The following is a 15,338-nucleotide window of genomic DNA, read 5'->3' as shown; positions in this document are numbered from 1 at the left end:
AGGAAGAATGAGTCAACCACGTGTCTTCGACATGCCGCGTATCGAACGAGTCATCGAGGGCGGTGGTGCAATCCAGCAAATTCCTGCCGAACTCGAGCGGCGAGGACTTAAACGCGCTCTTCTCATAACAGGTAAGTCAATCAGCGCCACCCAACCATTCGAGGAGCTCGTCAGCGCGCTGGGAGCCAGAGCCGTAGAGGTTTACAGCAGGGTCGAGGCCCATAACCCAGTCAAGCGACTGGCTGAGCTTGTGGAGATTGCTCGGAACGCACATGCCGACGTCGTGATAGGCGTCGGCGGAGGCTCTGCTGTTGACGCGGCAAAGCTCACCGCCTTGGGAGTGGGGGAGGGTATTCATTCGGAGCAGGACTTCTTGCGCTACAGCATTTCCCACGGGCTGCCGGAGCTGCAGGGTGTCCCGCTTCCTGTCATAGGGGTGCCGACAACCCTATCGGCGGCAGAGTGGAATGGCGTTGCCGCCTTTGTCGACGACACGACCAACACCAAGGAACTCACCAGATACCTCGCCCTTACACCAAGGATTGTTGTGCTGGATCCGGAGCTGTGTGCCTTAACTCCCAGGAAATTGTGGATCACAACCGGTGTAAGGGCCATCGATCATGCGATCGAAATTGCTTATGCCACGAATGCGCACCCGGTCACTACCGCGCTGTGCACTGCTGCTCTCCGCACCCTGGCCGAGGATCTTCCCCTGACGGCGTCTGACCCTCATGACTACGAAGCGGCTCTGCGCTGCCAGCAGGCGGCCTGGATGTCACTGGTCGGAGTTCACAACGTACCAGTGGGGTTATCCCATGCCATAGGCCACCAGCTGGGTGCGGCCGGTGTTCCTCACGGCGTAACGTCCTGCATTACGCTGCCGCACGTTATGCGATTCTACGCTGGAGCGACCGCAAGCCAACAGGCCATTATGGCGACCGCCATGGCAGCGGCAAGAGGAGCAACGAACGCGATGTCAGCTCCTGAAGAGCTGGAGCTACTCTTCGACAAGCTGGGCGTGYCGCGGCAAATCCGTGAATTTGGCCTGAGCCCGGAGGCGTTGGAGAACGTTGTTCGCGCGACGATGGGCGAGGCGGAAGCCGTCATTCGTCAAGCACCGCGACCGGTGTCAGCCGATGATGTTAGGGAGCTCTTACAGAAGGCGTATTAGCGAGCGGCATACAAAGCGGAGAACACGTGGTTCTCTTTCGTGCAGCGCAGCAGATGCCCAAGCTCGCAATCAGCGGTTCCCGTCGGTCGTCGCGACACCCAAATAATTGGGGCCGCGGCGACGGACGTCTTTAACGTCGACAGGGAGGGCTGTATCAGCCGAAATACGGCCAGACTGTCCGTTGGATAGCCGCGGCTTTGGCACAATCCGCCGCAGTGCCAAGGAACTTGGGGACTCGTCGTGAATCGCGCAGGGGACACGCAAAAGCCCGACGGGGTTCCCAGCCGGGCTTGAGCGCATTTTCCAACTCAGGCGATCATGTCATCGTGGGGGCCTTATATAGCCTTCATCTCGTCGGCGTCAGCATCGGCGGCTGTGACTTCGTTGGCGCCGGCGGAGCGGGCAACTTCATTGAGCGTTTCCTGGACGACGCGCATCGCTGCGAGCCCCGCAGGTGCGCCGCAATAGGCGGTGGCCTGGACGATTGACTCTACGATCTCGCTCGGTTTCAAACCGTTCCTTAGGCCGCCCCGGACATGCACAGAAAGTTCGTGGTGCTGGTTGAGCGCGACCAGCATACCGATATTGAGGAGGCTACGGCTTCGACGGTCAAGGCCGGGTCGTGTCCACACGGCACCCCACACTGTTTCGGTGATGTGGGTCTGCAGGGCTTCACTTTCGGTTCCGGCTGTGCGCTCGAGGGAACCAGTGACGTATGAATCCCCGAGAACCTCCCGGCGTACCTTAATTCCGTCATTCCATAGTTCGCTGTGTTCGTCTGCTTCATACTGGTTAGTCATTTCGGTCCTTCATGTATTCAGTCGGTCCCGGGGAGCGGCGCCACTGCCGGAGTTCCCTTGGGCAGACAGTTGATGGGGATATCGGGATTTAGATTTGCTGTCTGATGTGGGGATTGCGCGCGTAGAAGCCGACGAGAGGCACGATCAGTAGGCCGAGTACAAATTGTTGTGCGTTGTTGTTCAATCCGTAGCCCACCAAGAGCGAGGTCAGGGCGATAAGGACGAGCACGCCGACCAGAGTGCTGCCATATCCTCCCCTGCCGCCAAGCAACGAGGTTCCGCCCACGGCAACTGCGGCCACGGTGAGGAACAGGTAGGGATCGCCCACACGCACGAACGCTCCACCAGTGAAGCCGAGCAGGAGTATTCCTGTGGCTCCTGAGAAGAGGCCGCTGAGCGCGTAGACAGTGACCCACCGGCGCGGTTCGGAGATGAGCATGAGCCGTGCGGCTGAGCGGTTTCCACCCAAGGCGTATGTGCTCCGACCAAACCATGTTGAACGCATGATGAAGATCAGGGCAGCGGCGAGAACAAGCCAGATGAGGATGACTGGAGGTACAGGGAGACCCAACGTTTCTCCGCTCAGTGAGGAAATGTTGGCGAGCCAATCAGGTACCACTCCGCTCGTGCCCCCGGCATTCGATGCGCCTGCGCTGGTGAGAACCTGTGTTGCCCCTACCGTGGCGAATCCAACACCCAGCGTCACGATGAGAGCTTGATTCTGGAGATGGAGACTTATGAGGCCGTTTATCGTTCCGATAACGATGCCGAGAACAAGAGTTATCGCGATCGCCATGCCGGCCGGTACGCCAGAGCTGATCATGTAGAGGGTCCCGATGTTGGCCGAACCAATCAAGTAGGGAATGGAGAGGTCAAGCCCGCCGAGCAACGCGCAGAGAGTCTGCCCAACCGATGCCAGGCCAAGGAATGCGCCGAGTAGCAGCATGGAGCGAACATTCGAGCCGGAGAGGAAACCTTGTACTGTGGCGGCGCCGACGGCAAGTAAAGCCGCCAGCATGATGAGCCCGAGGATGACGTTCTTTTGCCCTGAGGCCTTGGACAGCAGCGGTACCCGGATGGTGCGTTGTTGCGCTTTGACGGTGGTCATGATGCTTTTACCTCCTGGCGCTTGCGCCACAGTGATGGAATTATCACGCTGATCAGGAGTGCTGCAACCAGGATGAGGCCGTACGAGAGCTGCACAACGAATGAAGCCAATGACCCCAGTGAGAACGTGGTCAGCGTGAATGAGATAAGCGTGACGGCGATGGCCCCGGGAATGGAGCCCAATACGCCGCCGCGGCCACCCGCAAGGCTGATACCTCCAAGCACCAGGGCCGTGATCGCTGCGAGTGTGTAGGTGCCTCCTTGGGTGGGGTTTCCCGACGCTATCTGACCGGTGTAGGCCAGGCCACCCGCACCAATCAGCAACCCGGAAATACCGTGAGCGACGACGCGGATCATTGTTACGGGTACGCCGCTGACAAACGCGGTGCGCTGGTTCGACCCGACGAGCCTTAGATTCGTGAACAGTTGGGTCCTGGTGAATGCCCACCAACCCAATATTGCCGTGATCAGAACGATCGTCATTGGGGCGAGTATCGACCTGCCGGACCCCCATTCAGCGAGCCACCTCGGAGCTTGTCCGCCAGGCTGTGCCAGAATAACCAGGTTGATCCCGGACAATGCCAGGAATGCACTCAGAGTCACGATCACAGGTTCGATGCGGGCGACCGTAATGACGACGGCCTGGATGATTTGTATCAAGACTCCAATGCTAAGTGCCCACGCGATGACAGCAACGGGTGACCCTATCTGTTGGTCGAAGAGGACTTTGACGAGGGTGACATTGACGAAGATCATCAGCGGACCAGCGGACAGATCGACACCGCTGCCCACCAGGGCCGTGACGGTAATTCCCATCACCACAAGGATCAGAGGTACGGCCGAGACCAGCAGCCCTCCGATTCCGCTGGCGGTGAAGAGGTAAGGCGCGCGTACTGCGCACACGATGAGAAGGACGGCAAGCAAACCCCACGCGGCGAATGCGTAGGCAGATTTGCTGGTGAATCTGCCGAATCGGCTTTGTTGTTTCATTGCTGCTCCACCAGTGCTTTCTCGACGTCGAAGTCTGCTTCAAGGTGACCGAACATTCCGGCAAGAACGCGGTCGGAGGTGATGTTGTCGCCGGTCACCCAACCAAGGAGTGCGCCGTCGCGGAAAACAGCCACACGGTCGCAGAGCCCGATGAGTTCATCGATCTCAGTAGAGAGATAAATGATTCCGGCTCCTTCCAAGGCGAGATGTTCCAACTGGGCATACAGTTCACGCTTTGTGCTGATGTCGACTCCCCGTGCGGGATCGTTGAGGGCAACAACCTGCGGATCTTGAGCCAGTTCCCGACCGATGAGGACCTTTTGTTGATTACCGCCGCTGAGGGAGGTGATGGGATTCGACGATGCGCCTGCCCGTAGCTTCAGGGTTTTGGACATGTCATCAAAGCGCGCGGAGATGGCCGTCCTGTCGATGACGCCGGCACGGCGGTGATGACGGTACAACGGCATTCCGAAATTCTCGAAAATGCTGAGGTTTGGGAAAATCCCCTCCTTGCGTCGATCGCCTGAAATATAGGAGACGTTCGCTGCTATAGCCCCTGCCAGGTTGCTGATTGGGTGCTCCGCGCCGGTCCTGGCAACGGCGGTAACTTCGCCGTTGATCGCCTGTCGAACGCCCGTGAGGGTTTGGAGGAACTCAGCCTGACCTTGACCATCCAGCCCGGCAAAGCCGACGATCTCCCCACTATGCAGCACAAAGTCCGAAGGCCGTGCTCCCTGCGTTGCCACGAGACCGGCGGCTTGAAGGACGATGTCTGCCGTTCCGCCCTTGGAGAGCCTGCGCGATTGAGTTGCCAGGCCGTTCCGCTCCTTGACGCCGGTCATGAGTTCAATGAGACGGGATTCGGTGATCTCGCTGCCTCTGAGGATCCCGACGTCGATTCCGTCGCGCAGAACAGTTGCACTGTCGGCGAAAGTCGTGAGCTCAGCGATACGGTGAGTAACAATCACGACGCAGACACCGTCGGAACGGAGCCTCTCCATTTGGGCGTAAAGCCGTGCGGCCCCCGATAGGTCGAGTGCCGCCGTGGACTCATCGAAGATCACTACTCTCGGGGAACGGACAAGGGCGCGCGCAATGGTGACCCATTGCCGGTCTGCCAGACTCAGGGTTTCCACCAATGCCGAGGCGTCGACGGGATGGCCCATAAGCTGCTCCAGCACATCGGTTGCACGTCGGTGCTGCTCGCTCCTGGACATGCGGGAGCGCCATACGCCCTGCGATCCGATGAAAACGTTGTCCGAAATACTGGCGCCTTCTGCGACGAGGACTTCCTGGAACACGGTCGCGACGCCTGTCTTGAGTGCCTCGGCGGGACTCGACACGTGGTGACCATGGATGTCCACGGATCCCTCGTCGGGGAGAACGATGCCGGACATGATTTTCGCCAGCGTGCTCTTCCCGCTGCCGTTCTCACCGACAATCGCGTGGATTTCCCCAGCACGCGCGGAGAAGCTGGCTCCTCGCAGGGCCTGTGTCTCCCCGAAGGACTTCTTCACGTCCTGGATTGCTACAGCTGTCTCGTGATTTTCGGCCGCCATTGCTCTCGGGGCCGAATCGAGGTTCAGGTCTTCATTGACCATTACTTTGTCCTTACGGTCGGTATCTGCTCCATCCCCTCCTCGGGAAGTGCAGATCACACCAAAACTGCTGAGTACGATTGTCCCAATGCATTTTTGTCATACAAAACAGTTTCTTTGGATGAGTATAGGAGTGGGAGAGTGTCAGGGCAATAGACTTTTGGCGCGGTTTCGTCCGCCTTCTCGGGGGGGTGGCGTGTCGGACAATCGGATCGCCAGTCATTATGGCCGGTCTGGCCCTGCCCGTAGTACCCTAGGTCAAGGCATATTCACGACGGGGAGGGGAGGTTGTCATGGAGTCACCACTGGGTTTGAGGCTGCAGCGCGACGACATGTCGCTGCGGAAACTAGCCGAAAACACGCTGCGGGACGCTATCTTGTACGGCGCCTTCACACCCGGGCAAAAGCTTATAGAACGGGACCTCTGCGACAGGCTCGGTGTTAGTCGTACTCTCCTGAGGGAAGCGCTGAAGCAATTGGAGGCCGAAGGGCTGATAACCAACGTGGTCCACAAGGGCCCGTCAGTTGCGGTGATCACCGAGGAAGATGCCCGTGAAATTTATGAGGCCCGGGGGCTCATTGAAGGGCACCTCGCATATTGCTTCACGATTAAGGCGTCAGACGCCGAAATCGACAAGCTCGCCGCCTCTGTTCGAACTCTCCACGAGTCGGACATTGCGTCCAATCAGATAAACGTACTCCAGGCGAAGAACGGCTTCTATGAGGTTCTCTTGGCTGGGTCCGGAAACCACGTACTCGCGCAGATGCTCCAGCAGTTGAACAACCGTGTAACCATGCTGCGCAGGATGACCCTGTCCTCTCCGGGTCGATTTGACCAGACGGTGGCTGAGTTGGACGAGATCGTTCGGGCGGTCCGTAGCCGAGATGCGGATGAAGCCAGCAGGCTGTGCCGTGCCCACGTTAAGAACGCCGGTGACATTGCGCTTGCCAGTTTCACGAATGATGCCGAAAGTGCGCCCCACGGGCACACTGCCGTGGGGGCAAATTAGTTCGATCTGGGCATTGTCACTTCCCGCTTCGCTGCAGTGGGGGAGTAGTGGTAGGCCTTTCAGTCGCTCACCTCAATACCCGAATGTCCGTCCGGAAAGTCAATCCCCGGTGCGTTCCGTCGTCGTTGACGCGTCCGCCGACGACAGTAGTACGGCATCCAGCAGTCCCGGGAATCTCGCCTGAAGGTCGTCGTTGCGTAGTTTGCTGATCCGGGATGTCCCCCGGTAATGCTGTTGAATGACGCCAGCCTCCCGAAGCACGCGGAAGTGGTGCGTCGACGTGGATTTGCTCACGGGCAGCTCAAATGYGATGCATGCCATGTCGTCGTGCCCCATGGCCAGGTCGCCGACAATTTTCAGGCGAATGGGATCCGACAGTGCGTGTAGAACTGCCTCGAGTCGAATCTCTTCAGGCTCGGGGTGATCCAATAGTCGCGCCTCAGATGTAGCTGCGGCAGAGCGCATGGTGCCCCTTTCGTTGGTCAACATCAAAGGTACGACACTCATCGTAGTTTGACAACCGACATACTACGAGGCTTATCGTACTTGGGTCGGCTCGTGCACAACGCTGGCCGTCGTCCTCCACACAGAACCAAGAAGGAGATTTCCTTGAGTAGCCTTTTCGCTCCACTTAAGCTGCGGGATCTAACAATTCCGAACCGGGTTTGGATGTCCCCGATGTGCATGTACTCGGCCGCTGCCGAGGGCCCGGAAACCGGCGTCCCCACGGATTTCCATTTGACCCACTTGGCCAGTCGTGCGGCAGGCGGTGCCGGCCTGGTCATGGTCGAAGCAACCGGTGTGAGGCCCGATGGGCGCATCAGCCACTGGGATCTGGGGCTGTGGAATGACAAACAGCAAGAGTCTTTTGCTCGCATCGCGGCAGCAATCCGTTCTTTTGGGTCGGTGCCCGCTATCCAGTTAGCGCATGCGGGGCGAAAGGCGTCCGTTGACAAGCCCTGGATTTCTGATGGGTACTTGGGCGAACGCGACGGCGGCTGGACTGCGGTCGGCCCCAGCCCGGAAGCCTTCCAAGGACTGTCTCAGCCAACGGAGCTGTCCGTCGCCGAAATCAAGCAGCTTGTCACCGATTTCGCCGAATCCGCGAAGCGGGCTCTCAAAGCTGGGTTTGAGGTTGTCGAAGTCCACGGCGCTCACGGATACCTGATCCACTCCTTCTTGTCTCCGGCGTCCAACAAACGCACGGATGCCTATGGTGGAAGCTTCGAAAACAGGATGCGTTTTGCGCTCGAGGTAGTGGACGCCGTCAGGGCAGTCTGGCCTCAGGACCTCCCCGTCTTCTTCCGTACCTCAGCCACCGACTGGCTAAGCGAGAACGACGATGATCCCCGCGAGGGTTGGACCGCCGACGACACCGTCCGTCTGGCCAAAGAACTACAGGCTCACGGGGTTGACTTCCTTGACGTTTCCAGCGGAGGCATTGTTCGGGACGCCAAGATTCCGGTCGGTCCCAACTATCAGGTTCCCTTTGCGGCGAAAGCACGCGACCAAGCTGGAATTGCTACCGGTGCTGTCGGTCTTATTACCGATGCCCACCAGGCTGAGGACATTTTGACGGCTGGACAGGCAGATGCCGTATTCCTGGGCCGCGAGCTGCTCCGCAACCCGTACTGGCCGCAGCAGGCTGCCAGTGAGCTCGGCATCGAACCCCAGTGGCCCGCACAATATGGCTACGCCGTACAACGTCGTAAGAAGTAGGAAGGTCTCTCCATGAATCACTTGTTCAACAAGACCATCATTGTCACCGGCGCGTCATCGGGCATCGGTGCCGCAGCAGCCAAGGCACTGGCAGCACATGGCGCGAAACTGGTGCTCGCTGCCCGGGACCAGAACCGCCTCGACGCCCTCGTCGGGGAGATTCGTGCCTCTGGGGGAACCGCGGCAGCGCGTGTCGCCGACGTTACGGATTCTGCAGATATGGAGGGTCTGGCCCTGTATGCCGTCGAGACCTTCGGCGGCATAGACATCTTGGTCAACAACGCAGGGCTAATGCTATTTTCCGCTTGGAAAGATCTGGCTGTGAACGACTGGGGCCGGATGATCGATACGAACATCCGGGGGTATCTCAACGGTATCCAGGCCGTCCTGCCAATCATGCTGGAGCGTCAATCGGGCTACATCTTGAACATGGCGTCAGTGGCGGGTCATCAGATTGGTGAATCTGCCGGCGTATACAGCGCAACCAAGTTCTTCGTACGAGCCATCACCGAAAGCATGCGCAAGGAACTGGGAGTACAACACGGTATTCAGGCCAGCACTATCAGCCCCGGAGTCATAGACACCGGGTGGGCGGACAAGGTGGGCGACCCTGCGGGACGAGCAGCGGCCAAGGAGCTCAATGCACTGGCTATTACCCCGGAGGCCGTGGCCGACGCCGTGGTTTATGTCCTAAACCAACCAGCAAATGCCACCGTCAACGATTTGGTGATCTCCCCAACCCGCCAGAATTGGTGACATCAGACCGGGAAAGGACCGTTCCTTGGGCCGGTCGCTTCCCGGTACAGTCAGTATCGCTGGTGAGGTGGTGTGCGTGTCCGCCCTGAGGCGAGCGTTAACCCCAGCAATGCTGCCGCACCGGTCGCCGATGCCAATAGATTGAGTGCACTCACAGGACCGGCTAGGTCCTCACCACTAAAAGCCAACGCCAGCAAACCGGATATCACGGCCCCGGTTGCTGCCACAGACAGCGACTCTGCGGCACTGGTACGACGACGGAGAGACGGAACGGACAGGACCACTGAAGCAACACCCGCACCTATCCCCAGGAAAATCATCACCGTCTGCATGGATCAGCCCCACATTCCTGGTCGACCTGAGCGACTTCCATCCGGCTAAAGCTGAATCCCGGTGTATTTGGTTTCTTGGTAGGCCTCGAGGCCTTCGGTTCCGCCCTCGCGTCCCAGTCCGGAGGCGTTTGTTCCGCCGAAGGGTGCGGACGGGTTGGAGACGAGTCCGCGGTTGATGCCGGTCATACCGGCATCTATGGCGTTTGCGACGCGCAGCGCACGGGAGAGGTTTTCGGTGAAGACGTAGGAGGCCAGTCCGTAGGGGGTGTTGTTGGCTTCGTGAATAGCTTCGGCTTCAGTAGCGAACTCGTATATTGCTGCGACGGGACCGAAGATTTCCTCGGTGCGGATGTCTGCGTTTGCTGGGATGTTAGTCAGGACCGTGGCAGGGTAGTAAGAACCAGGGCCCTCGGGAATAGTTCCGCCCGTCAGGCAAACGGCGCCCTTGGCGATGGCGTCGGCAACCAATCCAGCCACCGTATTTACTTGTTTTGCATCCACAAGCGGACCCAGATCCGTGTCGGGGTGTGCGCCGTCGCCGAGACGAGCAGCAGCCATCTGCTCGGTGAAACGGGCAGTGAATTCGGCAGCAATGCCACTTTGCACATAGATGCGGTTGGCGCCGACGCAGGATTGGCCGCCGTTGCGGAGTTTGGCCAGCATGGCGCCTTCGACAGCCTGCTCAAGGTCGGCGTCATCGAACACGATCAGTGGAGCGTTGCCCCCGAGCTCCATGGACGTGTTCATGACGTTCTCAGCTGCTTGGGCCAAGAGCGCACGCCCAACCTGTGTCGATCCGGTAAAGGAGATCTTCCGGACTCGTGAGTCCTTCATAATTGCGGCGATAACGTCGCGGGAATTGGAGGTGGTGATGACGTTGACAACACCGGCAGGAGCGCCTGCTTCTTCAAGAACCCGCGCCAGTAATAGCGAAGTCAAGGGGGTCAGCTCGGCGGGCTTAAGAATCGTTGTACACCCTGCGGCGAGGGCCGGTGCGATCTTCCGTGCGCCCATCGCGAGCGGGAAGTTCCAGGGCGTGATCAGCAGGGACGGTCCCACGGGGCGTTTGGAGACTGCGATCTGGTAGTTGCCTCCGGGTTCGATGCCGAACTGGCCTTCGGTGTGTATCCTGCCGCCGGATTCGGCGAACCAGCGGAAAAACCCGGCACCGTAATCGACTTCAGTCTGGGCCTCCGGGAGGGGCTTACCCATTTCCGCGGTGATCAGTGCCGCGAACTCGTCGCGACGAGCCAGGATTCCCTCGTAGGTGCGAAAGAGAATGTCGGCACGTTCCCGCGCAGGGGTAGCAGCCCAGGCAGGCTGTGCGTCGACCGCGGCATCGACAGCAGACATACCGTCCTGAACCGTTGCAGAGGGAACATCCGCAATGGGTTCTCCAGTGGCCGGGTTGGCGACTGTGAGAGTTGCAGCGTTGCTCGAGGAGATCCACGAGCCGCCGATGGGCATAAGCTTCTCCGGAAATCCAAGCGGGGAAGCGGAGGCAGTGGTGGTAATTTCCATGGAAGTTCTCGTGCTTTCAGCAGATGGGCACTGCCGGGCCCCCTCGGGCCCGGCAAGTGTTTGATTGTTGGCTACTTTGACTCGGCCAGTTGTGGGGTGAGCCAGTTTTGGAAGCGGTTGCCGTGGGTGACGGGGTCGATGAGGAGGAGTTTGGTGCCTGGTTCGTTGCCGGGTTCGGTGCGGGTGTGGATGAACCAGGGCCCGTCCTGGGTGAGGGTTTGTTTCAGGGCGAGGGTGAGTTCTTCGGGGGTTTCGGCGCGGAGGACTTTAAGGTCCACGGATTCGGCGAAGCGTCCGAGGTCGATGGTGACGGCTTGGGTGGGGATGGAGGCGGTGGAGGCGTAGACGCCGTTGTCGAGCAGGATGATGACGAGGTTTTCGGGGGCGAGGTAGCCGGCGGTGATGGCTGAGCCGGGGTTCATCAGGAGGGATCCGTCGCCTTCGATGACGACGGCGCGGGTGACGGGGGTGTTTTTGATGGCTTGGGCGATGCCGGTGCCGACGGAGATGGCCAGGCCCATGGCGTCCAGGAGGTAGAGGTGGTTGGGGCGGTCTTCGATGGAGGCCAGTTCGCGGGAGGTCGCGGCGCAGGTCGCGATCACAGGAACGTCCGGGGTGGTCTCAACAATGGCCCGGAGGGCTTCGATGCGTTTCATGCTTTTGCCTTTGCGTCTTTGGGGTCGAAGAATTCCATGAGGACCACGACGGGTCGGTAGGTCATGCGGGCGTGGTTGCCGGCTTCGGCGACGGTCGCGCCCCAGTCCTGGGCGGTGTTGCGCCGGTCGACCTGGAAGACGGGGATGTTGGTGGAGGCCAGCAGGGCCGGGACGGGTGCGGAGATGGTGTGGATCATGGAGTTGTATTCGCCGAGCCCGCCGCGGGTGTTCGCGACGATGAGCAGGGGCAGGTGGTAGGACACGGCGAAGGTGGTGAGTGCGGTCAGGGCGTTGCCGAAGCCGTTGTCCTGCATGATGATGACCCCGAATTTCCCGGCGAGGGGGTAGGCGCCGACGACGCCGATGGCTTCTTCTTCGCGGGAGACGGGGTAGACCAGGGGCAGGTCGCCGTTGGTTTGGGCGGTGAGGACGCCGTTGATGATCGGGGCGATGGACGCGGAGGGGACGTAGGCGACGCCGTCGGGGGCCAGGCGCACGATCGCGTCCACCACTTCGGTGTGGCGGTCCTGGGTGATGGTGGTAGTCATGGGTGGTCAGGCTCCCTTGGGGTGTGGTGTGGTCAGGGTCTGGACGATGCGTCGCAGGCCTTCAGTGAGGTCATCGATGTGGCAGGCGTAAGAGATCCGGATGGAGTGGGTACCACCGTCGGGGTCGAACGCGGTCCCCGGAACGACGGCGACGCGTTGTTCATCGAGGAGTCGTAGTGCCAGTTGTTCGGCTGGTTCGGCGGTGTCGGGTGTATAGGTGAGGTAGAAGTAGAAGGCGCCGTCGGGTTGGCTTACCGTGACGCCGGGAACGCCGGTGAGGATCTTGAGACCGGCTTTGCGTCGTTCCTGGAATTGGATGCGCATCGCTTCCGCCTCGGGGCCCGCGTGGCGGAGGGCTGCGGCCGCGCCGGGTTGGAGGAAGGTGGGGGCGCAGACGGTGGTGTACTGGCGGACTCTTAGTGCCGGTGTGATGAGTTCTTTGGGGCCGGCGAGCCAGCCGAGGCGCCAGCCGTCCATGGCGAAGGCTTTCGCAAAGCCGCCTATGACCAAAGTCCGTTCGCGGAGGTTCCCTACGGAGGCCGGGGACTGGTGGCGGATCCCGTCGTAGACGAGGTCGGCGTAGATTTCATCGGACATCAGCAGCGCGTCGGTGGGTTCCAGGACGCTGGCGAGTTTTTCGATTTCCTCAGGCGTGGCGACACCGCCGGTGGGGTTGTTCGGGGTGCAAAGGATCACCATGCGCGTAGCGGGGGTGATCGCGGCGGCGATCGCGTCGATATCGAGGCGGTAATCATTGTCCGCGTCGAGCCGGACAGGGACCGGAGTGGCCCCGGCCAGGCGGATGCAGGACTCGTAATGCGCCCAGGCGGGGACGGGGAAGATCACTTCATCACCGGGCCCGCAGAAAGCCATCAACGCCAGGAACACCGCTTCGTTCGCGCCGATCGTGACGAGCACTTCGGTGCCCGGGTCATAACTGGTCCCGCGGCGTTCCTGAAGATACCCGCTGATCGCCTCGCGAAGATCCAACGTTCCCGCGTTCGGGCCGTAATGAACTTCCCCGCGGTCCAACGAAGCAGCAGCAGCGTCCTTGGCCACCTGCGGGGTATCAAAATCCGGGCGTCCGATCTCGAAGTGATACACCTTCTCACCTGCAGCTTCCAACGCCGCAGCCTTATCAAAGATCGCCCGAATAGGCGACGGACCAATATCCCGCAACCGATCAGCAAACCGTCCAAACCGTGTAGTGGTAGCGGTACTCATAGGGATACTCCAATTTCAGGGGATACAGGTGGTGGAATCGAGCCTGCATCGAAAGCAGGCGGTCTTCTTGAATGCAGCATCCCGCGATCCGGACAGGTTCCGAATGGAGTGCTGGGATAGTGTGGTAGACGTGACCAGCAAGCCTCCAACTGCAAGAATGTTAACATTATGAAATCTGACACCACAGCAAATGTCAAGAACGGAACCCTTCGTGCACCCCTGAAACGTCGCGGTATGGCCCAGGATGTCGCGGACCGGATCCGTGACGCGATTCTGGCCGGTGAAATACCTCCCGGGGAGCGGATCAATGAAGTGGAGATGGCTGCGTCCTTATCCGTTAGTCGTGGACCAGTGAGGGATGCCATCGTTTTGCTGCGGCAGGAGGGCCTGCTTCAAGGCGACTGGCACCGGGGATCGCGGGTTACCGTCTTTACGCACAAAGACCTCGAAGAGATCTACTCGCTCCGGTACTCGATAGAGTTGCTCGCCGTTCAGCGGCTGATTGCACACCGCACCGAGAGGGATTTGGACCTACTTCAGGTGCGTGCCGAGGACATTGAACGGGCTGCCGCCCTGGGGGATAGGGGCGACATGCTCCAATCGGACATTGCGTTTCATGATGCGATCTACGCCTGTGCCGGTCACGAGAGATTGGAGCAGGTTTGGTTGGGCCTGCGTTCGCAAATCGCGCTGCTTCTCCTTAATCGACAGCAAGGCCATGATGACTACAGGACCCGCATCGGCCCTGAGCATAGGGAAATGTTCCGCGTGATCCGCGACAAGGATGGTGCGAAGGCCGAAGGGCTGGTGCGTGAGCACATCGAGACTGCGTTCGAAAGAATCAAAGCCGACCTCGACAGCAGGGAACACCTCGAAGGGGCGGGCTAGTCACATGTCCTTCTGAAAGTCCGCCGGTGGACGAAGCCCGGTGCCGGCTTCGTCCAGGTTTGGAGCTCTCTCGGCGGACTTGCCCTCTCAGTGTCTTTGCAGTACAAATGTTAACATTCTTACTTTCGTAACTTAGGTCACATGGGAATTCAGGGAAGAAGCCCTGCACCTCCCGCCACGACCGTCGAGACGAAATATCCCCGAACGAATGGCGAACATGGAACTGCAAAAGTTTGTTGACAGCACTTCTGAAGCTGCTGGTGATGAGAAGAAGGCGATGATCTCCATCCGGGGGGTCAACAAGCATTTCGGACCTCTGCACGTCCTCCGTGATGTCAATCTTGAGGTTGCCCAGGGTCAGGTTGTGGTTGTCTTGGGTCCCTCTGGCTCGGGAAAATCGACTCTCTGCCGAACTATCAACAGGTTGGAGACCGTCGAAGCCGGCACAGTCGCCGTCGACGGCAAGCCTCTTCCCAAGGAAGGCAAGGCGCTGACGCGCTACAGGGCCGACGTCGGAATGGTCTTTCAGTCATTCAACCTCTTTGCCCACAAAACCATTCTCGAAAACGTCATGCTTGCGCCACTCAAGGTGCGACGAATCGGAAAGGCCGAGGCTCAGACGCGGGCAATGACCCTGCTCGAGCGAGTAGGAATAGCAAATCAGGCGCATAAGCTCCCCGCCCAGCTTTCGGGTGGGCAGCAACAGCGTGTTGCCATTGCCAGGGCGTTGGCCATGGAGCCGAAGGTGATGCTTTTCGACGAACCTACCTCGGCTCTTGACCCGGAAATGGTCACCGAAGTACTGGATGTCATGACGTCGCTGGCACAAGGAGGCATGACGATGCTCGTAGTCACGCACGAGATGGGCTTCGCTCGACGCGCCGCCGACCGGGTGGTGTTCATGGCCGATGGTCAGATCCTCGAGGACACAACCCCTGACCGGTTTTTTGACAACCCAACCACCGAGCGGGCCAAAGAGTTCCTCGGCAAGATCCTCAGCCACTGACAAGCCACCCCA

The 15,338-nt window shown here is 59.8% G+C and carries 15 protein-coding genes; 6 read left to right on the top strand and 9 right to left on the bottom strand.

All coding sequences use genetic code 11. From position 1 onward, the window contains the following. The first annotated feature begins 7 nt into the window (after window positions 1-7). Entirely contained in the window at window positions 8-1,171 is a 1,164-nt protein-coding gene (locus AC1DCM_RS00360; protein WP_477516963.1) for an iron-containing alcohol dehydrogenase, read from the top strand. 335 nt (window positions 1,172-1,506) lie between these two features. Here the strand turns inward: AC1DCM_RS00360 and AC1DCM_RS00355 are convergent, their stop codons facing one another. From AC1DCM_RS00355 to AC1DCM_RS00340, 4 genes are all read right to left on the bottom strand, one after another. Then, complete coding sequence (locus AC1DCM_RS00355) at window positions 1,507-1,971, bottom strand: carboxymuconolactone decarboxylase family protein (RefSeq protein ID WP_477516962.1); 465 nt, start codon at window positions 1,969-1,971, stop codon at window positions 1,507-1,509. An 88-nt stretch (window positions 1,972-2,059) separates the two neighbouring features. After that, window positions 2,060-3,079, bottom strand: a complete 1,020-nt coding sequence (locus AC1DCM_RS00350) for an ABC transporter permease (RefSeq protein ID WP_431114731.1) — start codon at window positions 3,077-3,079, stop codon at window positions 2,060-2,062. After that, window positions 3,076-4,068 (bottom strand): ABC transporter permease, encoded by a 993-nt coding sequence (locus tag AC1DCM_RS00345; RefSeq protein WP_431114732.1) that lies wholly within the window; start codon window positions 4,066-4,068, stop codon window positions 3,076-3,078. The genes AC1DCM_RS00350 and AC1DCM_RS00345 overlap by 4 nt, the downstream gene beginning before the upstream one ends. Next, window positions 4,065-5,669 carry a sugar ABC transporter ATP-binding protein gene (locus AC1DCM_RS00340; protein ID WP_431114733.1) on the bottom strand — a complete coding sequence of 535 codons (1,605 nt, stop codon included), beginning with the start codon at window positions 5,667-5,669 and terminating at the stop codon, window positions 4,065-4,067. The genes AC1DCM_RS00345 and AC1DCM_RS00340 overlap by 4 nt, the downstream gene beginning before the upstream one ends. A gap of 290 nt (window positions 5,670-5,959) precedes the next feature. Between AC1DCM_RS00340 and AC1DCM_RS00335 the strand changes: the two genes are divergently transcribed. Further along, on the top strand, window positions 5,960-6,676 hold the full coding sequence (locus AC1DCM_RS00335) for a GntR family transcriptional regulator (protein WP_442017911.1): 717 nt from the start codon (window positions 5,960-5,962) through the stop codon (window positions 6,674-6,676). Window positions 6,677-6,775: 99 nt separating this feature from the next. On the opposite strand, the gene AC1DCM_RS00330 is transcribed toward AC1DCM_RS00335, so the two are convergent. Continuing rightward, window positions 6,776-7,141 (bottom strand): ArsR/SmtB family transcription factor, encoded by a 366-nt coding sequence (locus AC1DCM_RS00330; protein ID WP_477516961.1) that lies wholly within the window; start codon window positions 7,139-7,141, stop codon window positions 6,776-6,778. A gap of 144 nt (window positions 7,142-7,285) precedes the next feature. On the opposite strand from AC1DCM_RS00330, the gene AC1DCM_RS00325 reads away from it, so the two are divergent. Both AC1DCM_RS00325 and AC1DCM_RS00320 read left to right on the top strand, forming a co-directional pair. Further along, entirely contained in the window at window positions 7,286-8,395 is a 1,110-nt protein-coding gene (locus AC1DCM_RS00325) for an NADH:flavin oxidoreductase/NADH oxidase (protein ID WP_477516960.1), read from the top strand. A gap of 12 nt (window positions 8,396-8,407) precedes the next feature. Then, entirely contained in the window at window positions 8,408-9,151 is a 744-nt protein-coding gene (locus AC1DCM_RS00320) for an SDR family oxidoreductase (protein WP_477516959.1), read from the top strand. A gap of 377 nt (window positions 9,152-9,528) precedes the next feature. On the opposite strand, the gene AC1DCM_RS00315 is transcribed toward AC1DCM_RS00320, so the two are convergent. The 4 genes from AC1DCM_RS00315 to AC1DCM_RS00300 all read right to left on the bottom strand — a co-directional run bounded on the left by AC1DCM_RS00315 (window position 9,529) and on the right by AC1DCM_RS00300 (window position 13,432). Beyond that, on the bottom strand, window positions 9,529-11,004 hold the full coding sequence (locus AC1DCM_RS00315) for an NAD-dependent succinate-semialdehyde dehydrogenase (RefSeq protein WP_477516958.1): 1,476 nt from the start codon (window positions 11,002-11,004) through the stop codon (window positions 9,529-9,531). Between the two features lie 71 nt (window positions 11,005-11,075). Next, entirely contained in the window at window positions 11,076-11,660 is a 585-nt protein-coding gene (locus AC1DCM_RS00310; protein ID WP_477516957.1) for a thiamine pyrophosphate-dependent enzyme, read from the bottom strand. Continuing rightward, entirely contained in the window at window positions 11,657-12,208 is a 552-nt protein-coding gene (locus AC1DCM_RS00305) for a thiamine pyrophosphate-binding protein (protein WP_477516956.1), read from the bottom strand. The genes AC1DCM_RS00310 and AC1DCM_RS00305 overlap by 4 nt, the downstream gene beginning before the upstream one ends. Window positions 12,209-12,214: 6 nt before the next feature. Further along, window positions 12,215-13,432 carry a pyridoxal phosphate-dependent aminotransferase gene (locus AC1DCM_RS00300; protein WP_477516955.1) on the bottom strand — a complete coding sequence of 406 codons (1,218 nt, stop codon included), beginning with the start codon at window positions 13,430-13,432 and terminating at the stop codon, window positions 12,215-12,217. 168 nt (window positions 13,433-13,600) lie between these two features. Between AC1DCM_RS00300 and AC1DCM_RS00295 the strand changes: the two genes are divergently transcribed. Continuing rightward, window positions 13,601-14,320, top strand: coding sequence for a GntR family transcriptional regulator (locus AC1DCM_RS00295; protein ID WP_477516954.1), 720 nt, complete (start codon window positions 13,601-13,603; stop codon window positions 14,318-14,320). A gap of 277 nt (window positions 14,321-14,597) precedes the next feature. Continuing rightward, window positions 14,598-15,326, top strand: coding sequence for an amino acid ABC transporter ATP-binding protein (locus tag AC1DCM_RS00290; protein ID WP_477517157.1), 729 nt, complete (start codon window positions 14,598-14,600; stop codon window positions 15,324-15,326). Window positions 15,327-15,338: the final 12 nt, after the last annotated feature.

It is taken from the genome of Paenarthrobacter sp. 10N417 (genome assembly GCF_056394745.1).
The sequence above is the reverse complement of the archived record's forward strand: the minus strand, read 5'-3'. Positions and strand labels throughout refer to the sequence as shown.